Here is a 20,473-nt window from a genome sequence, read left to right as displayed (position 1 = left end):
TGAAGGTTCCGAGTTTTTCCGTTTCGGCTCAACGATATGGGTCATTTTCGCGACGCCTGCGGGGATGGTGCCGAGGACGGCACATCCCCGCTGCCGCTCGCCTCTCGCGGCTTCCTACGCGCGGCTAGCGGGCCTCGACGACCCACACGCCGTTGCGCTCGACGAGCACACGGTCGCAGGCGAATTCATCCAATGCGTGATCGTGACCGGGCAGCGCCTGGATGACGACTTCGCCCGCGTCGCGCAGCAATGCGACACTCGCGCGCAGCGCTTCGTCGTGCTTCCAGGGCGCGAGGATCGCGCTGCTGCGTGCCTCGATCGGCGAAATGCGCGCGACTTCGCGCAGGTCGAGCGAAAAGCCCGTCGCAGGACGCGCGCGGCCGTACGCTTGCCCGACGTGGTCATAACGGCCGCCGCGCGCGACCGCGTTCGGCACGCCATCGACATAGGCCGAAAACATCACGCCGCTGTGATACGCATAGCCACGCAAATCGGCCAGATCGATCGTGACCTCGGCGCTCTCCACCTGTGCGGCCAAAAACTCGAGATCGTCGAGTGCGTTCGCGATCTCCGGCAGATTCGGCAAGCGCTGCCGCGCGAGCGCGAGCACCGACGCGTCGCCGTATAGCGCGGGCAGCGCGCGCAGCGCGTCGCGCGCCACGTCGCTCAACCCTTGCGTCAACTCGTCCAGGCGTGCGACGTCTTTCGCTGCGAGCGCCTCGTAAAGCGCTTCACCCGCGGCGGCGGCGGCCGGGTCCTGAGCAAAGATCGCGGACAACACGCCCGCGTGGCACAAGTCGAGTCGAATCGTCGTGAGACCCGTCAGCCGCAGCACGTCGAGCATCAACTGCTGAATTTCGAGGTCCGCTTCGAGTCCCGCATGACCATAGATTTCCGCGCCGACCTGAATCTGTTCGCGCGTGGCGTGCAGACCGCGCGGACGCGTATGCAGCACGTTGCCCGCGTAGCACAGACGCGTCACGCCTTGGCGGTTGAGCAGGTGCGCGTCGATACGCGCCACTTGCGGCGTCGTATCCGCGCGCAGTCCGAGCGTGCGGCCCGACAGTTGATCGACGAGCTTGAATGTGCGCAGGCTCAGGTCGCTGCCGCCGCTCGTCAGAAGCGACTCCAGGTATTCGAGCAACGGCGGCATCACCATTTCGTAGCCGTAGGCTCGAAAGCGATCGAGCAACGCGCGTCGCAACTCCTCGATCTTGCGCGCCTCCGACGGAAGCACGTCGGCGATATTTTCAGGAAGCAACCAGGTCGACATCGGTACAGTCCTACGGCGTAAATGAGCGGCATGCCAGCGCATGCCACGATATGAAGATTCGATGAAACCGCCGATCAGGCGGCAAAACGCGCCCGCCCAAGACGGGGCCGCCAGAGGCGGTCCAAACCCAAAGGGGCCAAATTCGGCGCAAAGCGTGGGTCGCGTGTGATGGCACCCCCACGCCGGCGCGATGGCGCTGCGCAGGTCGTGCGCGGCGCCGAAGCGCTCAGGTCGCCGCGAGCAGCAGCAACAGCCCGAGCGCCATGATGATCAGCCCGCCGATCCGGATGTGGTTGATCGGCCGATCCGCTATTCTACGAAACGTCTCCCGCCACGCGGTGGGAAACACGAAGGGAAACATGCCCTCGATGATGAGCATCAGTGCGATCGCAAGCAGTAACGAGCCGGCCATATTCATTCGAATGCCAGCGCCGCAACACGTGTGCGGCGCTCCTGAATCAGTGTTTGCGTGAGGCCGTTGCGGGCGCGGGAGCACTGCCGTCGGGGCTGCGCATGAAGCGGAAGAAGTCGCTGTCCGGATCGACGACGATCACGTCGTTCGGCTTGAAAATGCTCCGGTACGCCTGCAGGCTTTGGTAGAACTGATAGAACTGCGGATCGCGGCTGAACGCATCCGCGGCGATCACCGCAGCCTTGCCGTCGCCCTCGCCCTTGATCGACTGAGCTTGCTTGTACGCATCGGCCAGCACCGCTTGCTGCTTGCGCTCGGCGTCGGCCTTGATCTGCTCGGCTTCCGCCGCGCCCTGCGCGCGCTCCTGATCCGCCGCCTGTTGGCGCGCGGCAATCATTCGCTTATAGACGGTGTCCGCCATCGCAGCCGGAAAATCGACACGCGTCAGTTCGATGTCGACGATATCGATGCCGAGCGGGCTCGCCTGCTTCTGCATCGCCTCGCGTGCCTCGCCGGCGATCGCCTGCTGCTTTCCGAGCGCATCGGCAAGCGCGTATTTCGCGAACGCATCGCCAAGCGCGCCGCGCAATCGCGTGACGAGCTGCTCGGACACGCTTTGCGGATCGCCCTTCGTTTCGACGAACAGTTTCAGCGGATCGGAAACACGGAATTTGAGCACCGGGTTCACGAGAAGATCGATTTTGTCGGACGTCGCGTAACGGTCGGCATCGGGCGAATTGAGCGTCTGGATGCGCGTATCCACGAGCACCGCCGTCTGCAGCGGTGAAGGCAGCTTGAAGTGCAGCCCCGGACCTTCGACCAGCGGGTTCTCCCCGCCATGCGATGAAACGACGGCCATTTGCTGCTGATCGACGACATAAATCATCGACGACCCTGCAAACAGGACGGCCACGACAACCACGACGAGCGCAATGATTCGGTTCATGTCTTTGCGCTCCTTATTGCGGCAGATCGTCTTCGCGGCCGCGGCTGCGGAACGCATCGCGCGAACGCAGGACGTCGCTTGCCGCCGCCGCCTGACTTGCGGCGCTCGGCGCAGAGACCGCGGCGGACGACGTGGCGGCAGCCGCGCTGGCCGCTTCGCTCGCGCCCGCTGCAGCAGGCGCGGAAGCGCCGCGTGCCGCTTCGCTTGCACGCTGACGGCTCTCCTCGACGATCTTGTCGAGCGGCAAGATCACGTTGGCGGCGGTCTTGCCGCCGATGTAGACCTTCGTCGCGTTCGAGTAGATTTGCTGCATCGTTTCGAGGTACATGCGCTGGCGGATCACCGCAGGTGCTTTCGAATATTGCGCATACACTTGCTCGAAGCGCTCGGCATCGCCCTGCGCTTCGGCCACGACGCGATCCGAGTAGGACTTCGCGTCGTCGATCATGCGCGCGGCGTCGCCTTGCGCACGCGGCACCAGATCGCTCGCGTAGGCTTGCGCATCGTGCTTGGCGCGCTCACGGTCCTGGCGGGCCTTGGCGGCATCGTCAAACGCGCTTTGCACTTGCTCGGGCGGCGCCACGCTCTCGATCGTGACGCCCGTAACGGCAAGACCGGTCTTATATTGATCGAGCTTGCGCTGAATCGCGTCCTGCAACTGCTGGCGCATTGCTTCGCGGTCCTGATAAAGCATGTCTTCCGTGCTGCGCGTGCCGACGATCTCGCGCACCGAGGCCTGCGCGGCCTGCGTCACGCTCTGATCGGGATCGGTCGTGCGAAACAGATAGTCGATGGGCGTCTTGACTTGGTATTGGACCGCAAAGCGCACGTCGAGAATATCGCCGTCGCGCGTAAGCATCGACGAGTCTTTCACGTTGGCGCCGGCAACGGCGTTGTTGCGCCCGATTTCCACCGCGCGCACCTGGCTGACGTTGACGATTTCCTGCGTTTCGAACGGATAGGGCAGGCGCCAGTGCACGCCTTGCTCGACGGTTCCGCGGTACTTGCCGAATTGCAGCACGACGCCGGCTTGGCCGTCCTGCACGATGAAAATGCCGCTGCCGAGATAAATCGCGACGAGCACGCCGATCACGATACCGACGCCGACGCGCGCCGCGCGGCCGTTATCCGGACGGCGATCGCCCGGCCCCAGACCTTTGCCTTTACCCTTGCCGCCGAACAAGCTGCTCAGACGGCGATTGAAGTCACGCCACATCTCGTCGAGATCGGGCGGCCCTTCGCCGTCGCCTTGCGGGCGCTTGGGCTCATTCGGGCGCTGCTTGTCGCCATTGCCTTCGCTACGCCCCCATCGAGGATCGTTGATCGAAAGAATGGCGCGCAAACGCAGCCAGGTACTCCGCTCTTTGTATTCGTTCACCAGTGTTCGTTCACTAGAGTAGTGAGGGCCCCCAGACCTGCCGCTACGCGCCATTCGACCCGAGGGGGACAATCCCCCAAGGGGACTTCCTACAAGGGCGGAAAACCTGGCGCAGCCCGGCGTTTTCTTGGGAGGGTCGTCAAAGCAAATTAGAACGGGTCAGCACCTCGTTTCCGGCGTCCAGCGTGACCTTGAGTTCTTCGTGTTGTTCTGCCAACCGGTCGTCTTCCGGCAGTGCTCGCCCAGTGTCTGGAAGATTTTCTGAAGTCGCGATTTCGGCGATCGCGGCGCGCAGCGTATCTAATCCTTGGCCCGTGCGCGCGCTCAAAAAGACGCGCGAAATATTACCATACTCGTCCCTTTCGACCGCCTCGCCGCGCGCCGCCAACTCGGGCACCGCGTCGATCTTGTTGAAGACGAGAATCTGGCGAATCGAGTCGGCGCCGATCTCGTGCAGCACGTCGTTCACCTGATCGATCTGATCGAGGCGCACCGCACTCGACGCATCGACCACATGCAGCAGCAAGTCGGCATGAATCGTTTCTTCGAGCGTCGCGCGAAATGCCGCGACGAGCTGGTGCGGCAATTCGCGGATAAAGCCGACGGTATCGGACACGACTACCTGCCCGGCTTCGTCGCCGAGATAGACGCGACGCGAGGTGGTGTCGAGCGTCGCGAACAGCTGATCGGCCGCGTAGGCTTGCGCCTTCGTCAATGCGTTGAAGAGCGTCGATTTACCGGCGTTGGTATAGCCGACGAGCGACACCGACATTGTCCGGTTGCGTTCGCGCTGGCGCCGCTGCGTGCCGTGCTGGCGCCGCAGTTTATCGAGCCGCGACTTCAGCATCTTGATGCGTTCGCCAATCAGCCGGCGGTCGGTTTCGAGCTGGGTTTCGCCGGGACCGCGCAGGCCGATACCGCCTTTTTGCCGCTCGAGGTGGGTCCACGCGCGAATCAGCCGCGTCGACAAATACTGCAGCTGCGCGAGCTCGACCTGCAGCTTGCCTTCATGGCTTCGGGCGCGCTGCGCAAAGATGTCGAGAATCAGGCTGGTACGGTCGACGACGCGCCTGTTAAGCGCACGCTCCAGATTGCGCTGCTGCGCGGGAGCCAACGCGTGATTGAAAATGACGATTTCGATGTCGTTCGCCTCGCAGGCAAGGCGCAGCTCTTCGGCCTTGCCGCTGCCGACGAACATCGCGGCATCGGGGCTGGAACGTCGTCCGGTGAGCGTGACGGCGGGATGGGCGCCCGCGCTCTGCGCGAGCAGGCTGAGTTCTTCTAGACTGGCTTGGAAATCGATCTTTCCAAAGTCGATGCCGACGAGTGCAGCGTTGATCAAATTGGTGGATGTCAAAATAAAGCGACCGGCATGTATCGCCGACGGCGACGCAATGCCGGCCGCGACGATGGGTTTTAGGACTGTTCGGTATCCGGGTGGAAATTGACCGGACGAGCAGGCACGACAGTCGAAATAGCGTGCTTGTAGACCATCTGGGTCACGGTATTCCGGAGCAACACGACGTACTGGTCGAACGATTCGATGTTCCCCTGGAGCTTGATGCCGTTGACCAGATAGATTGACACCGGCACATGCTCTTTACGCAGCGCGTTCAAAAACGGGTCTTGTAACAATTGCCCTTTGTTGCTCATAGCAAACTCCGTCATTTTTTTGCAGGTTGATCGTGATTGAGCGGCGAAGAAAAAGAAATTCCCCGTCAATCGCTACACTATAGCCGATTTTCGTTATCGCACCAGCGGGCTAGCCATTCGGCCAAACCCTTGATGCACGCGGGTTTCAGCCTTTTTCCGCGTAAGGGTTCGTCGACGAACGAAACTCTATGCGCAATGGAGTCCCAGTCAGCGAGAAAGTTTCTCGAAAGCGGTTCTCGAGGTAGCGCTTGTAGGTTTCCGTCACCGCGTCGAGCGCATTACCGTGAATGACGATGATCGGCGGATTCTGTCCGCCCTGGTGCGCATAGCGCAGCTTCGGACGCACCGGACCGCGGCGCCGCGGCTGCTGGAACTCGACCGCCTCGATCAGCGCGCGCGTGAGCTTCGGCGTCGGCAGCTTCGCCATCGCCGCGGCATACGCGTCGTCGACCGAGCGCATGAGCGCGCCGATCCCCGTCTTCTCCACTGCCGATATGTAGTGGAATTTCGCAAATTCAAGGAATTTGAGCTTGCGCGTCAGGTCGGATTTCGTGCGCTCGCGCACATGCGAATCGAGCCCGTCCCACTTGTTCACGCCGACGACGAGCGCACGGCCCTGCTCGACGACGAAGCCGGCGATGTGCGCGTCCTGATCCGAAATGTCCTGTTGCGCGTCGAGCAATAGAATCACGACGTTCGCGTCCGCGATCGATTGCAGTGTCTTCACGACCGAGAATTTCTCGATCGCCTCGAACACCTTGCCGCGGCGGCGCAGGCCCGCCGTGTCGATCAGCGTGTACTTCTTGCCCTGCCGCTCGAAATCGACGTAGATCGAATCGCGCGTCGTGCCAGGCATGTCGAATGCAATGACACGGTCCTCGCCGATCAACGTATTGACGAGCGTCGATTTGCCGACATTCGGCCGCCCGACAATCGCAATCTTCACGCCGCGATGCGCCTTTTCCTCTTCGCTTTCCTCCGGATGACCGGCGTAGGCGACGCCGAGCGCCTCGTTGATCATCTCCGCGACACCATCGCCGTGAGCGGCGGAAATCGCGCGCGGATCGCCGAGACCGAGCTCGTAGAAATCGGCCGCGACCGACGTGTACTTCATCCCCTCGGCCTTGTTGACGACGAGGAAAATCGGCCGGCCAGTCTTGCGCAGATAGTCCGCGATCGATTTGTCCTGCGGCGCGAGGCCGTTGCGACCGTCGACGATGAACACGACGATGTCCGACTCTTCGACCGCCTGACGGGTCTGGCGCGCCATCTCGTGCAGGATGCCGTCTTTCGCGACCGGCTCGAAGCCGCCGGTGTCGACCACCAGATACGGCCGGTCGCCCACGCGCCCTTCGCCATAGTGGCGGTCGCGCGTGAGACCCGGCAGGTCCGCGACGAGCGCATCTCGTGAGCGCGTCAAGCGGTTGAACAGAGTGGATTTCCCCACGTTGGGGCGCCCGACGAGGGCAATTACGGGTTTCATCTGATGTTGTCTAAAGTGAAACGCAGAGGCGTCGTCCCCTTGCTGCCGCGGCGAGGCCGCCCGGCAACCGACACGCTGCGTGTGACAAAAATTATCACGAAATCATCGCGGCCCAGCACTGGCCGGCCGCCGTGTCTCAAGCGGGCGATAGTTCGGCCGAAGGTACGGCGGGCCGGCGCCCCATGCCTTCGCACTGCCGATAAAAAAGCATACAGGCCGGCATGGGCCGGCCTGTACGCGTACGCACAGAAAACGGTTGCGAACCGTGACAAGCCGCCGCGTTTAGCGCGGCCGGAAACCGTACAGGTCGCCGTCGGTCGTTTGCACGACGAGCGTGTCGCCCGCCATTACCGGCGCCGAAATGATCGGGCTGCCGTCCGTCTTCATCCGCGCGACGAACGAACCGTCGTCCCGCGACAGGAAATGCACATAGCCCTCGTAGTCGCCGACCACCACCGACGGCCCCAGCAGGAACGGCACGCCGAGATCGCGGCTCTTGAGCTTGTCGTTGCTCCAGAGCTTCTTGCCGCTTTGAACGTCGAACGCGCTGATCACCGACCAGTCGTCAGGCGCCGCGACGATCGCATCGTCCTGCGCCACGCCGCGCGCGCTCGAGAACGCCTTCTGCCACACCGGACGGCCCGAGTTCGCGTCGAAGCAGCCGATTTGCCCTTGGAACGTCACGGCGCAGGTTTCGGCACCGATCAGCGTCGGCGCGCCCGTCACGTCGTTGATCCGCTCGACTTCGGTCACGCCCTTCGGATACGAGACCGGCGCTTCCCAGTACTCGTCGCCGGTTTGCAGGTTGATCGCCGAGAGGCCGCCGCCCGGGAAGCCGGCGAGCACCGCGGCATTGCCCGCGAAGATCATGCCGGCCGACACGCGCAGATTGAGCGGCACGGCACGATTGCGATACACCCACTTCAGCTCGCCCGTGTCCGCATTGAATGCACTGATTGCGCCGTCGATCGTCCGCACGATCACGAGGCCGTTGCCGACGAGCGGCGGCGAAATGATCTCGCCTTGCGCCGTCGCCTTCCACAGCAGCTTGCCGTCCGCGCCCAGCACATAGACGCCGCCCTTTTCCGCGCCAACGGCCGTCAGCGTGCCGTCGCTGCCGACGCCCGCCGTCAGGTCCACGCCCACCTTCGTGCGCCACACTTCCTGGCCGGTCTTCGCATCGATCTTCTCGACCGAGCCGTTCGTGCCCGCGGCGTAGACCGCGTCACCGACCGCGACCGGCGAGAACAAATAGCGCCCGCCCTTGCCGACGCTCGCCTTCCAAGCCTGCTGCACGTTGAGCACGGGCTTGAAGTCGGTCAGCGGCGTCGGCACGCGGCGCTCGTCTTTCGTGGATGAGCAAGCCGCCAGAGCGAGGACGGTCATCGCACAGACAACGGGCGCAGCGTAACGTTTCAGCAAATTCATCGGTGGGCAAGCTAGGTAAGGTTGGTCAATGGAATGGGAGCGACGCGCGGCGCATACGGCCCCGGTCAGCTACCCAGCGCGTCCAGCTTGAACTGGATCAGTTGGCGCGCTGACGTATCGTTTTTCGCCACCGTGTCGAGTGCGAGCTGATAGGCCGTGCGGGCGTCGTCGCGCTTGCCTTGAGCCGCCAGCAAATCGCCACGGCGGTCTGCCACGAGAGCCTTGAACGCGTCCGGCGGCGTATCGCCCAGGAGCGCGAGGCCCTGGTCATAAGCCTTCTCGTCGAGCAACAGCCCCGCCAAGCGCAGCTTGGCAATTTCCTTGTACTCGTCATCCTTGGCATGGTCGACGGCCCATTGCAGCTGCGCCTTCGCCGCGGCTTCGTCGCCCGCGTCGTAGAGGGCCTTTGCCGCCGCAAGCGCCGTCATCTGCCCATAGGCCGTGCTGCCGTACCGATCTTCCATATCGGCGGCGACGCGGCTGACCTTCGCCTTGTCGCCCGATGCGACGGCCTGCTGGACCTGTTCGTAGAGCACGGCGGCCTGCGCCGCCTGGCGCCGCTGCCAGAAATTCCAGCCGTTCCAGCCTGCTGCGGCGACGAGCGCGATGAGCACGATCCAAGTGGCGGCATTGCCCCACTGTGCCCACCATGCCTTGAAACTTTCTATCGATTCTTGTTCGTCGTGGTAACTCATCGCTAAGCGATTCCTTCTTCTACGTGCCTGGTGTTTATCGAGCGACGGGCGCTATTCAGTCGTCGCCGTCATCGGCGGTTGCAACCATCGCATTGATCAGAAATTCGGTCAAGTCTTCGACCGGCACGTTCTGTTGTTCGTTCTTTTCACCACTTTGCGCCGCGTCACGCAACGGTTTGACGCCGACTGTGCCATTCGCGACTTCGTCTTCGCCGAGGACAATCGCGAATGCCGCGCCGCTCGCGTCGGCACGCTTCATCTGCGATTTGAAGCTCGCCGATGCGCCGTCCGCACTGCAATGCAGGATCACGTCGAGCCCCGTGTCGCGCAGACGCTCGGCGATGATGAATGCCTGCTCGCGCGCCGCATCGCCTTGATGGACGACATAGACGTCGCAACCCTCGTCTTCCGGAACGAGATCGTCTTCCTTCAGCAACTCGAGAATCCGCTCGACGCCCATCGCCCAGCCGCACGCCGCCGTCGGCTTGCCGCCAAGCTGCTCGATCAGCGGATCGTAACGGCCGCCCGCCGCGACCGTGCCTTGCGCGCCGAGTTTATCCGTGACCCACTCGAACACGGTCAGGTTGTAATAGTCGAGACCGCGCACGAGCCGCGGGTTGATCGTGAACGGAATGTTGTTCGACTTCAGGATGCGCTGCAGCCCTTCGAAGTGCGCGCGCGACTCGTCGCCGAGAAAATCGATCAGCTTCGGCGCGTTCTCGGCGATCTGCTGGAGCGCCGGGTTCTTCGTATCGAGCACGCGCAGCGGGTTCGTATACAGGCGGCGCTTGGCGTCGTCGTCAAGCGCATCGACGTGCTTCTCGAGGTAGGCGATCAGCTCGACACGGTGTGCGGCGCGCTCCTCGGCGAGACCCAGCGAGTTGATTTCGAGGCGGATGCCCATCAGCCCCAGGTCGTCCCACAAACGCTGGCACATCAGGATGATTTCCGCGTCGGCATCCGGCCCCGCGAAGCCGAGCGCCTCGACGCCGACCTGATGGAACTGTCGATAACGGCCGCGCTGCGGACGCTCGTGCCGGAACATCGGCCCGACGTACCACAGGCGTTTCGGGCCTTCATACAGAAGATTGTGCTCGATGGCGGCACGCACGACGGCCGCGGTGTTCTCCGGACGCATCGTCAGGTTTTCACCGTTCAGCGCGTCGGTGAAGCTGTACATCTCCTTCTCGACGATGTCGGTCACTTCACCGATGCCGCGCGTAAAGAGCTGCGTGTGCTCGACGATCGGCGTACGGATGTTCTGATACCCGTACGAGCGAAGCATCGACTTCACCGTCGTTTCGAAGAATTCCCACAACCCGGCATCCTGCGGGAGGATGTCGTTCATGCCTTTTACGCCAGTCAGCTTCTCGAGCTTTCTCTTCTGTTCAGTCATCTGGTTTCGGTTGACGAATTAATGGGTGGCGGTCGCGCGGCCATAGCGGCGCTCGACGTAGTCGCTCACGATTTGCTGGAATTCTTCGGCGATGCGCTCGCCGCGCAGCGTCTTGACCTTTTCCCCGTCGATGAACACCGGCGCGGCCGGATTCTCGCCCGAGCCCGGCAAGCTGATGCCGATGTTCGCCTGCTTCGACTCGCCCGGACCGTTGACGATGCACCCCATCACGGCGACGTGCATTTTCTCGACGCCGGGGTACTGGTCACGCCAGACGGGCATCTGCGTGCGCAGGTAGGTCTGGATCTGCGACGCGAGTTCCTGGAACAGCGTGCTCGTCGTGCGCCCGCAGCCCGGACACGCGATCACCATCGGGGTGAACGAGCGAAGGCCCATCGTCTGCAGGATTTCCTGGCCGACGATCACTTCGCCAGTGCGCGACGCACCCGGTTCCGGCGTCAGCGAAATACGGATCGTGTCGCCGATGCCCTGTTGCAGCAGCACGCCAAGCGCCGCCGTCGACGCAACGATGCCCTTCGAGCCCATTCCGGCCTCGGTCAGCCCGAGGTGCAGCGCGAACGTGCAGCGGCGCGCGAGCTCGCGGTAGACGGCGATCAGGTCCTGCACGCCGCTCACCTTGCACGACAGAATGATCTTGTTGCGCGCGAGGCCCAGTTCGACCGCACGTTCGGCAGAGCCGATCGCCGATTGAATCAGCGCTTCATACATCACGCTCTGCGCTTCCCACGGCTCGGCGCGCGAGGCGTTCTCGTCCATCATCCGCGCAAGCAGGTCCTGGTCGAGACTGCCCCAGTTCACGCCGATACGTACCGGCTTGTCGTACTTGATCGCCGCTTCGATCATCTGCGCGAACTGCGTGTCGCGCTTCGCGCCCTGGCCGACGTTGCCCGGATTGATCCGGTACTTCGACAGCGCCTCGGCGCAAGCCGGATGGTCGCGCAGCAGCAAATGGCCGTTGTAGTGAAAATCGCCGACGAGCGGCACCGACACGCCCATGCGATCGAGCTGATCGCGGATCGCCGGCACGGCCGCCGCCGCTTCCGGCGTGTTGACCGTGATGCGCACGAGTTCGGAGCCCGCTTGCGCCAGTTCCTTGATCTGGATGGCGGTGCCGATCGCGTCAGCGGTATCGGTGTTCGTCATCGACTGCACGCGCACCGGCGCGTCGCCGCCGATCGTCACGAGCTGGCCACCCCAGCGGACATCGACTGCGTGCGACACGCGGCGCGGCGCATGACCGCCGAAAATCGGCTCGGAGGAACAAATCTGACTGCTGCTTTCGGAATGTGCTTCGGAGTGCATCGAAAGACCCATTGACACCGGATGCGGCGCGCCCGAAAGCGCGCCGCCTAAATTGAAAAAGCGCCCTGGCCGCCGGCCGGGGCGCCTGCCGTCAAGGCAGCGAGAAGCGAGCCACGTTGCCCTTTGCTGCCGAATACTTCGCGGAATCGACCGGCTGACCGTCGAGCGTCAACGAATCGAGCCCCGCTTTGTTGCCGACCGTCACCTTGAACGGCGGCTCACCGGAAATTTCCTTCGCATCGCCGGCGTGAACGAGACCGGAGAATACCTCTTTCCCGCTCTTGTCGCGCACGTTGAACCAGCTGTCCTGCGTCACGCGCAGCGCGACGATCGATTCGCCGGCTGGCGCGTCGGCAGCGGCAGACGCCGCATCTGCGGCCGACGAAGCCGCAACGGCAGCCGATGCCGCCTTGGCGGCCGGCGCAGCCGCTTGCGGCGCGCTTGCGCTCGGAGCGACCACGGGAGCGCTGGACGAGGCCGCGGCGGGCGTTGCCGGCGCGGGTGCCGCCACAGGCACCGACGCCGGGACTTGCTCGGCCGCGCTGGCGGCAGCCGCCGGGTCACTCGCTTCGTTGGGTGCCGGCGCGGCCGATGCCGCGGCATCAGCCGATGCGCCGTTTTCGACCGCCCCCGCAGCCGAAGCAGCCGTCCGCCCTTCGACCACGGACGCCGATGCCCCGTTCGCGCCGCCGGTCGCGCCATTGGCGCCGGCCCGCAGGCGCGCAAGCCACGCCGACGAATCGCCGCCGCCCGTGTGCCACATCGCAAGCGCGATCACGGCGACGATGACTGCCGCCACGCCCCACAGCCACGACCGATGCTTCGGACCGCCGCCGAGCGACACCGACACCTTCCCGCGCGGCAAGCCCGTGCCCGCCGAAGCCGGCATAGAAAGATCGGGCTCCGGCACGCCCTTTTCCCGGCGCAGCGCCTGGGTAAACGGTGCCGGATCGACACCGAGCATTTTCGCGTAGCTGCGCACGACGCCGACAGCGAATGTCGTGTCGGGGAGCTGGCTGATATCACCTGATTCAAGCGCACGTATTTTCTGCGAGGCCACCTTGAGCCGGGCAGAAACGTCGTCGATCGACCAGCCCTTGGCCTCCCGAAGCTGCGCAAGGCGGGCTCCTACCGCCGCCAGCGAGTCAGGCGCCGCCTGGGCGCTCGCGGGCTGCGACGCAATTGGCGTGACGCCTTGTCCGGAGGCCGGCTCAGACGGCCCAGCGCTCGTATCGTTATCGTGTGGCTGCGGATGCTGCGGCTCACTCATCCCAAATCCTCGCGTCGATTCTCTTTTTGACCTGTGCGCTCCGGAATGTCAAAGCCCGGATTCGCAGACCGTTTATCACAAAATGTGCGGCTTGAAAGCCGCTTCCGATCGATTTGCTGCCTGCCTTACTGCCCGCTGCCCCGTTTTCAGCGAGCGCTGCGTCAGCCAGAGCTGCGCCACCATCCACACCGATTAATGCACCTGCCGCACTTTGATCACCTTGCCCGGGCGCCCCATGCGCTCGGCAAGGCGAGTGCGATCCTTCACCGCGCCGGCGAGCTGGCCACACGCCGCGTCGATATCGTCGCCTCGCGTCTTGCGCACGGTCGTCACGACACCCGCGTCGATCAGCACGTGCGCGAAACGCTTGATCTGTTCCGGCTTCGAGCGAATCAGCCCCGACTCCGGAAACGGATTGAACGGAATCAGATTGAATTTGCACGGGACGTCGCGCGTCACCGCCAGTAGCTCGCGCGCATGCGCCTCACTGTCGTTGACGCCGTCGAGCATGCAATATTCGAAGGTAATGAAATCGCGCGGCGCGACTTTCAGATAGCGCTCACAGGCAGCCATCAGCTCGCGCAGCGGATATTTCTTGTTGAGGGGCACCAGTTCGTCGCGCAGCGCGTCGTTCGACGCGTGCAGCGACACCGCCAGCGCCACGGGAAGATCGGCGCCGAGACGGTCCATCATCGGCACGACGCCCGACGTGGAGAGCGTGACGCGGCGGCGCGACAGCCCATAAGCATTGTCGTCGAGCATCAGCCGCATGGCCGGCACGACGGCATCGTAATTCAGCAGCGGCTCGCCCATGCCCATCATCACGACGTTCGTGATGACGCGCTCGCCCTTGCCTTCCTCGGCGGCGTCGAGCCCGTTCGCCTCGCGCCGCATGGCGCGCAGCGCAAACTCCGCCATCCGCAACTGGCCGATGATTTCGCCGGTCGTCAAATTGCGGGAAAAACCTTGCTTGCCGGTCGAACAGAACCGGCAGTTGACCGCGCACCCCGCCTGCGACGACACACACAGCGTGCCGCGCGTTTCCTCGGGGATGTACACGGTTTCGACCGCATTCCCATTGCCGACGTCGATCAGCCACTTGCGGGTGCCGTCGGCGGAAGTGTGGTCGCTGGCGATGCCCGGCATCGTGATCGTCGCGCGGCCCTTGAGCTTTTCGCGCAGCGACTTGGCGAGGTCGGTCATGCCGTCGAAATCGGCAGCATTGTATTGGTGAATCCAGCGCTGCAATTGCTTGGCGCGAAACGGCTTCTCGCCGAGGCTGTCGCAATACGCGACGAGGCCCGCGGCGTCGAGGTCGAGAAGGTTGACGGTTGAACTGCTCGTCATATCGATTCCTGCCATTTCAGTGCGAAAAACCGTGCGTGCCGCCGTGCCCATTCAACTGCTGATTGGACACTGGACCGCATGCACGGTGCCGTTCGCGCCAGTTCCTGCGAGTTCTACTTTAGCGCTTCCGTTGGACGATTAGCGCGAATAAACGTTGAGCGCCGGGAAGAAGAACGCCACTTCGACAGCAGCCGTTTCCGCTGCGTCCGAGCCGTGCACGGCGTTGGCGTCGATGCTGTCGGCGAAATCGGCGCGGATCGTGCCCTTTTCTGCCTTCTTCGGATCGGTCGCGCCCATCAGATCGCGGTTCTTCAGGATCGCGTTCTCGCCTTCGAGAACTTGAATCATCACCGGGCCCGAAATCATGAATTCAACCAGATCCTTGAAGAACGGACGCGCGGCGTGAACCGCGTAGAACTTCTCCGCGTCGGCGCGCGACAGGTGCACCATGCGGGACGCCACGATCTTCAGGCCAGCGTTTTCGAAACGGCTGTAGATCTGGCCGATCACGTTCTTGGCCACTGCGTCCGGCTTGATAATCGACAGGGTGCGTTCGATCGCCATAAAAACTCCAGAAAATTAATAGGTTACAGATTCAAATGAATCCGCAATTGTAGCATGATCCCGTGTATTATTGCGATTGAACCCTTACACGACCGTAAGGTTCAAAGGATGTATTCCGCATCGCTCTTCCACTGGCCGCGGCCGTTGAAACTCTAGGCTGCCGCGCATATCTTATGGAGTGGTACGGCTCTATCCACGCGGCGCCGCATCGTGCAGGCGCCGCGGCATAATCACAGAGCATCACTGCGTTTGACGCAAGGAGAAACCATGAACGAGTACCCCTATAACTTTGGCCGCGGCGGCAGCGTCATCACGGCCGAAACCCGCAACCGCGTACTACGGAACACCTATTGGCTGCTCGCGCTGTCGATGGTGCCGACCGTGCTCGGCGCGTGGGTGGGTGTCGCGACCGGCTTCTCGCTGTTCGCCGCCACCAGCCCGGCGATGAGCATGCTTGCGTTCTTCGCCATTGCCTTCGGCTTCATGTTCGCGATCGAGCGCACGAAGAACAGCGGCATGGGCGTCGTCGTGCTGCTCGGTTTCACGTTCTTCATGGGCCTGATGCTCTCGCGCCTGCTGAGCTTCATCCTCGGCTTCACGAACGGGCCGTCGCTCATCATGCTCGCATTCGGTGGCACTGGTGTGATCTTCGCGACGATGGCAACCGTTGCCACGGTCAGCAAGCGCGACTTCTCCGGCCTTGGCAAGTGGCTCTTCATGGGCGTGATCGTGCTGCTGCTCGCGATGGTCGCCAACATGTTCCTGCAACTGCCGGCGCTGATGCTGACGGTTTCGGTCCTGGCGATCGCGATCTTCTCGGCGTACATGCTGTTCGACGTGCAGCGCGTCGTGAATGGCGGTGAAACCAACTACATCACGGCCACGCTGGCGATCTATCTGGATCTGTATAACGTGTTCGTGAACCTGCTGGCGCTGCTGGGCATCTTCGGCGGCAACCGCAACTGATTTCGAACGCTGTTGCAGCGTAAAAAAACCGGCCTTCGGGCCAGGCCTTCGGGCCGGTTTTTTCATGCACGAAAGATTTTCGAATCGCCGGCTTAGTCGCGTTCGAACAGCGCGATCGATTCGACGTGGGACGTGTGCGGGAACATATTGACCACGCCCGCGCCTTTCAGCCGGTAGCCCGCCTCGTGGACGAGCAGGCCCGCGTCGCGCGCCAGCGTTGCCGGGTTGCAGGACACGTAGACGATGCGCGCCGGCAGCGGCCCGTCGCCGCTCTGGGCGATCTCGGCGAGCGCCTTTGAGACAGCCAGCGCGCCTTCGCGCGGCGGATCGACGAGAAACTTGTCGAATGCGCCAAGCGCGCGCAGGTCGTCGGCCGTGACCTCGAATAAATTACGGCAGGCGAACGAGGTATGCCCGTCGACACCGTTTTCTTTGGCGTTCGCGAGCGCGCGGGTCGTCAGCGCTTCGCTGCCTTCGATCCCCACGACCTCGCGTGCAAGGCGCGCCAGCGGCAGCGTGAAGTTGCCGATTCCGCAAAAGAGATCGAGCACGCGGTCCCCACGCGCAGGCGCCAGCAGCCGCAATGCCCGGCCCACCAGCACGCGGTTGATCGGGTGATTGACCTGCGTGAAATCGGTCGGCTTGAACGGCATCCGGATGTTGAATTCCGGCAGCGTGTAGTCGAGCGGGACGTCGAGCGGATAGAACGGCACGACCGTGTCAGGGCCCTTCGGCTGCAGCCAGAATTGCACCTGATGGGCATCCGCGAACTCGCGCAGCAGCGCCTCGTCGGCGGCGTTGATCGGCTCGAGCACGCGCAGCACCAGTGCCGTGACTTGCGAGCCGACCGCCAGCTCGATCTGCGGCATCCGATCGCGAATCGACAGCCCCTCGACGAGCCGGCGCAACGGCACGAGCATCGCCGACACATGCGGCGGCAGCACTTCGCAGCTCGTCATATCGGCGACGTAGCTGCTTTTGCGCTCGTGAAAGCCGACCAGCACACCGCCCTTTTTCGCCACGTTGCGCACAGTCAGGCGCGCACGATAGCGGTAGCCCCACGAGGGCCCGTGAATCGGCCTAAACACCGTTTCGGCGCGCAACTTCGCGAGATGCTGGAGATTGTCTTCGAGCACGCGCTGCTTGACGGCGACCTGCGCGCGCACGTCCAGATGCTGCATCGAACAACCGCCGCAGGTGCCGAAAAAACGGCATTGCGGTTTGGTGCGGAGCACGCTTTCACGCAACACGTCGACAACCTGCGCCTGCTCGAAACTCGGCTTCTTGCGATAACTCGAATAGCTGACACGCTCGCCAGGCAGCGCGCCTTCGACGAAGATTACCTTGCCGGGCTCGCCGGTTTCCGTCACGAGGCGACCCACGCCGCGCGCTTCCATATCGAGCGATTCGATCTCGATAATCGGGGCACTAACGGGAGCGGCGGACGGCGCCGGCGCGCTTTTCAGCTTGCGCACGCTACGGTTGGGGGATTCGGACACCTGCGGATTCCTGACAGACGTTTATGAAAGGCGAGATTGTAGACGAACGGCAAACCGCAACGGAGATTTGACGATGCGACTGATCTGTTGGAATGTCCAGTGGGGACGCGACGCGAGCGGCGACGTCGATCTTCCGCGAACGCTCGCCGAAGCGAAGCGGATTGCCGATTTCGACGTGCTCTGCCTGCAGGAGATCACGCGCGGCTTCGGCGCGCTGCCGGGCCGGCCGTCCGGCGATCAATTCGCCGAACTCGAAGGCGCACTGCCCGGCTTCACGGTGCTCGACGCGATCGGCGTCGATCTGCCGCCGCTCGAAGCGAACGCGCCGAGACGGCAATTCGGCAATGCGATCGTGACGCGGCTGCCGGTCGAGCAAGTGTTCCGGCATACGCTGCCCTGGCCGGCCGACCCCGACGCGCCATCGATGCAGCGCGTGGCGCTGGAAGCGGTGTTGCGCGCGCCGGGCGGATCGGTCCGGGTCGTGACCACGCATCTGGAGTTCTATTCGCTGAAGCAGCGCCTCGCGCAAGTCGACGAGCTGCGCCGGCTACATCTGGAAGCTGCCGCGCATGCGGCCCGCCCGGCGCCTGCCGAAAACGCGGCCGGACCGTTTGCCGCAACCGCTCGCCCCGTCAGCGCGATCGTCTGCGGCGATTTCAACAGCGCGTTCGAGAGCGAGGCGTACCAGCGCTTCGTCGCTCCGCTCACGGAGAATCCGCACGACGCCCCAGCCTTTATCGACGCCTGGACGACGCTGCACCCCGGCAAGACGCCGCCGATGACGGCTGGCGTCTACGACACAGTACAGTGGTCGTCCGGGCCGATGGCGTGCGATTTCGTGTTCGTCACCGAGGATTTGCGGCCGCGCCTCAAACGTTGCGAAATCGATAGCGCGACGCGCGCCTCGGATCACCAGCCGGTATTACTCGAACTCGACTGAAACGTTGCCAGCCGCCGCCGCTTCTCAACTCTCGAAGGCTTCGAGATATTCGGCCCAGTGCGACGCCGGCTCCTGCGCGAGCGCATTTTTGACGAACGCGATCTCATCGGTGTATTCGTCTTGCGAAAACGCCCCGCGCATCAATTGAAAGCGGCAGTACAACAAGTACGTGTTGACGACATCCGTTTCGCAGTAGTTGCGGATTTCTTCGATGCGCCCTTCCTGAAACGCCGTCCACACCTGGCCGCCGTCCATCCCGAGCTTGCCGGGAAAGCCGCACAGCTTCGCGAGCGCATCGAGCGGCGCGTTCGCGCGCGCCTGATACATCGCGAGCACGTCCATCAAATCCGTGTGGCGCGAGTGGTAGCGGCTGATGTAGTTGTTCCACTTGAATTCGCGATCGTCCTCGCCGAGATCCCAATAGCGCGACGCGGCAACGCCGTGGACCAGCGCGCGATAGTGCAGCACCGGCAAATCGAATCCGCCGCCGTTCCAGGAAACGAGTTGCGGCGTGTACTTTTCGATCACGCGATAGAACGACTGGATCAGCGTCGCTTCCGAGTCCTCGGGGGTGCCGAGCGAGCGCACGCGCAAACCCGTGCGGTCGCGAAACACGCACGAGATCGCGGCGATGCGCTGGAGATGGTGCGGCAGAAAATCGCTGCCGGTCTTTTCGCGGCGCGCCGCGAAGGCGTGCTCGGCGACTTCGGCATCGGTCAGCGTGGCGGGAAGATCTTCAAGACGGCGAATGCCGGCGACATCGGGAATCGTCTCGATGTCGAAAACGAGAATGGGGGTCATCGATTAGAGAACAGCGTCCTTGCGCACGCCGTTGGACGCAAAGAAGCGCTTCAACCGCACGAGCGCTTCTTGCTGGATTTGCCGCACGCGCTCGCGCGTGAGGCCCATTTCATCGGCAAGCTCTTCGAGCGTCGCGGGCTCGATGTGATTCAGCCCGAAGCGGCGTTCGATCACGTGCCGGTGCTTGTCCGACAAACGCGACAGCCACGCGCGCGTGAGCGTTTCGAGTTCGCGGTGCTGGACTTCGGCATCGGGCGACTGGCTCTGGTCGTCCGACAGCAGATCGAGCAGGCTGCTTGCGGGATCGAGATCGAGCGGCGCGTCGAGCGACGCCGTGTGCTCGTTCAGTGCGAGGATATCGGTCACTTCGTCGGTCGTCTTGCCGGTCAGGTAGGCGATATCGTCGATGCTCGCGTCGCGCCGGTCTGCCGCTTCGCCGGAATTCATCGAATTCTTTTCCAGGTGACGCTTGGCGCGCAGCACCTGATTGAGCTCGCGGATCACGTGCACGGGCAGCCGCACCGTGCGCGCCTGGTTCATGATCGCGCGCTCGATGCTCTGGCGAATCCACCAGGTCGCATACGTCGAAAAACGGAAGCCGCGCGTCGGGTCGAATTTCTCGATCGCGTGCATGAGGCCCAGGTTGCCTTCTTCGATCAGATCGAGCAACGGCACACCACGGTTCAGATAGCCCTTCGCGATGCTGACGACAAGCCGCAGGTTGCGCTCGATCATCACCTGTCGTGCCTCGAACTCGCCCGCTTTGGCGAGCCGCGAATAGCGCTGCTCTTCCTCGACGGTCAGGAGCGGCTTCACGCTGATGCGGTTCAGATAGTGCTGAATCGTGTCAGCAGTCAGCTCGGCCTGCAGCAGCGCCCGGAAGTCGTCGGGATCGGGTGCGGGTTCGCTTGCTGAATCGGCCGCGTCGCCGGAATCGTCCGCACCGTTGTGACGCTCTTCGAGCTCGGGCTCGTTCTCGACGAGCTCCTCCTCGGGCTCGCTCGTCGAAGCGCCGGAGTCCGACTCCGAGGCGCGCGCGACGCGGCTGAGCGTTTCGGTCTCATCTTGCTGCGGGCGGCGCTTCGATTTCGGCATGGTC

General features: G+C 63.5%; 19 protein-coding genes. 2 read left to right on the top strand and 17 right to left on the bottom strand.

Features of this window, described 5'->3' with window-relative positions:
- Positions 1-124 precede the first annotated feature (124 nt).
- The 14 genes from FAZ95_RS10015 to ndk all read right to left on the bottom strand — a co-directional run bounded on the left by FAZ95_RS10015 (position 125) and on the right by ndk (position 15,168).
- Positions 125-1,273, bottom strand: coding sequence for an ATP phosphoribosyltransferase regulatory subunit (locus tag FAZ95_RS10015; protein ID WP_137332307.1), 1,149 nt, complete (start codon positions 1,271-1,273; stop codon positions 125-127).
- A 226-nt stretch (positions 1,274-1,499) separates the two neighbouring features.
- A complete protein-coding gene (locus FAZ95_RS10010; protein WP_137332306.1) occupies positions 1,500-1,691 on the bottom strand; it encodes a DUF2065 domain-containing protein in 192 nt (63 codons plus the stop codon).
- A gap of 40 nt (positions 1,692-1,731) precedes the next feature.
- On the bottom strand, positions 1,732-2,631 hold the full coding sequence (gene hflC, locus FAZ95_RS10005; protein WP_137332305.1) for a protease modulator HflC: 900 nt from the start codon (positions 2,629-2,631) through the stop codon (positions 1,732-1,734).
- A gap of 13 nt (positions 2,632-2,644) precedes the next feature.
- The gene (gene hflK, locus FAZ95_RS10000; protein ID WP_137332304.1) at positions 2,645-4,009 is read right to left on the bottom strand and encodes an FtsH protease activity modulator HflK; all 1,365 of its coding nucleotides are present in this window, start codon (positions 4,007-4,009) and stop codon (positions 2,645-2,647) included.
- 139 nt (positions 4,010-4,148) lie between these two features.
- A complete protein-coding gene (gene hflX, locus FAZ95_RS09995) occupies positions 4,149-5,366 on the bottom strand; it encodes a GTPase HflX (protein WP_137332303.1) in 1,218 nt (405 codons plus the stop codon).
- A gap of 59 nt (positions 5,367-5,425) precedes the next feature.
- Positions 5,426-5,662 (bottom strand): RNA chaperone Hfq, encoded by a 237-nt coding sequence (gene hfq, locus FAZ95_RS09990; protein ID WP_063496600.1) that lies wholly within the window; start codon positions 5,660-5,662, stop codon positions 5,426-5,428.
- Positions 5,663-5,807: 145 nt separating this feature from the next.
- Positions 5,808-7,145 carry a ribosome biogenesis GTPase Der gene (der, locus tag FAZ95_RS09985; RefSeq protein ID WP_137332302.1) on the bottom strand — a complete coding sequence of 446 codons (1,338 nt, stop codon included), beginning with the start codon at positions 7,143-7,145 and terminating at the stop codon, positions 5,808-5,810.
- A 282-nt stretch (positions 7,146-7,427) separates the two neighbouring features.
- Complete coding sequence (bamB, locus tag FAZ95_RS09980) at positions 7,428-8,573, bottom strand: outer membrane protein assembly factor BamB (protein ID WP_137332301.1); 1,146 nt, start codon at positions 8,571-8,573, stop codon at positions 7,428-7,430.
- Positions 8,574-8,638: 65 nt separating this feature from the next.
- Positions 8,639-9,268 carry a tetratricopeptide repeat protein gene (locus FAZ95_RS09975; RefSeq protein ID WP_137332300.1) on the bottom strand — a complete coding sequence of 210 codons (630 nt, stop codon included), beginning with the start codon at positions 9,266-9,268 and terminating at the stop codon, positions 8,639-8,641.
- Between the two features lie 55 nt (positions 9,269-9,323).
- Positions 9,324-10,664, bottom strand: coding sequence for a histidine--tRNA ligase (gene hisS / locus FAZ95_RS09970; protein WP_137332299.1), 1,341 nt, complete (start codon positions 10,662-10,664; stop codon positions 9,324-9,326).
- Positions 10,665-10,682: 18 nt separating this feature from the next.
- Positions 10,683-11,999, bottom strand: coding sequence for a flavodoxin-dependent (E)-4-hydroxy-3-methylbut-2-enyl-diphosphate synthase (gene ispG, locus FAZ95_RS09965; protein WP_137332298.1), 1,317 nt, complete (start codon positions 11,997-11,999; stop codon positions 10,683-10,685).
- Positions 12,000-12,078: 79 nt separating this feature from the next.
- Entirely contained in the window at positions 12,079-13,257 is a 1,179-nt protein-coding gene (locus FAZ95_RS09960) for a helix-turn-helix domain-containing protein (protein WP_137332297.1), read from the bottom strand.
- A 192-nt stretch (positions 13,258-13,449) separates the two neighbouring features.
- Entirely contained in the window at positions 13,450-14,604 is a 1,155-nt protein-coding gene (gene rlmN / locus FAZ95_RS09955; RefSeq protein WP_137332296.1) for a dual-specificity RNA methyltransferase RlmN, read from the bottom strand.
- 138 nt (positions 14,605-14,742) lie between these two features.
- Positions 14,743-15,168, bottom strand: coding sequence for a nucleoside-diphosphate kinase (gene ndk, locus FAZ95_RS09950; RefSeq protein WP_137332295.1), 426 nt, complete (start codon positions 15,166-15,168; stop codon positions 14,743-14,745).
- 267 nt (positions 15,169-15,435) lie between these two features.
- Between ndk and FAZ95_RS09945 the strand changes: the two genes are divergently transcribed.
- Positions 15,436-16,134, top strand: a complete 699-nt coding sequence (locus tag FAZ95_RS09945) for a Bax inhibitor-1/YccA family protein (protein ID WP_137332294.1) — start codon at positions 15,436-15,438, stop codon at positions 16,132-16,134.
- Between the two features lie 92 nt (positions 16,135-16,226).
- Here FAZ95_RS09945 and rlmD read toward each other — a convergent pair whose 3' ends face one another.
- Positions 16,227-17,633, bottom strand: a complete 1,407-nt coding sequence (gene rlmD / locus FAZ95_RS09940) for a 23S rRNA (uracil(1939)-C(5))-methyltransferase RlmD (RefSeq protein ID WP_175425556.1) — start codon at positions 17,631-17,633, stop codon at positions 16,227-16,229.
- A 73-nt stretch (positions 17,634-17,706) separates the two neighbouring features.
- On the opposite strand from rlmD, the gene FAZ95_RS09935 reads away from it, so the two are divergent.
- Positions 17,707-18,573: an endonuclease/exonuclease/phosphatase family protein gene (locus FAZ95_RS09935; protein WP_137332293.1), complete on the top strand. Its 867-nt coding sequence runs from the start codon at positions 17,707-17,709 to the stop codon at positions 18,571-18,573.
- Between the two features lie 24 nt (positions 18,574-18,597).
- Here the strand turns inward: FAZ95_RS09935 and FAZ95_RS09930 are convergent, their stop codons facing one another.
- On the bottom strand, positions 18,598-19,374 hold the full coding sequence (locus FAZ95_RS09930; RefSeq protein ID WP_137332292.1) for a 3'-5' exonuclease: 777 nt from the start codon (positions 19,372-19,374) through the stop codon (positions 18,598-18,600).
- A 3-nt stretch (positions 19,375-19,377) separates the two neighbouring features.
- Positions 19,378-20,469: an RNA polymerase sigma factor RpoS gene (rpoS, locus tag FAZ95_RS09925; protein ID WP_137332291.1), complete on the bottom strand. Its 1,092-nt coding sequence runs from the start codon at positions 20,467-20,469 to the stop codon at positions 19,378-19,380.
- Between the last annotated feature and the right edge of the window lie 4 nt (positions 20,470-20,473).

It is taken from the genome of Trinickia violacea (genome assembly GCF_005280735.1).
GTDB lineage: Bacteria > Pseudomonadota > Gammaproteobacteria > Burkholderiales > Burkholderiaceae > Trinickia_A > Trinickia_A violacea.
This window is presented reverse-complemented; position numbering and strand designations above follow the sequence as displayed.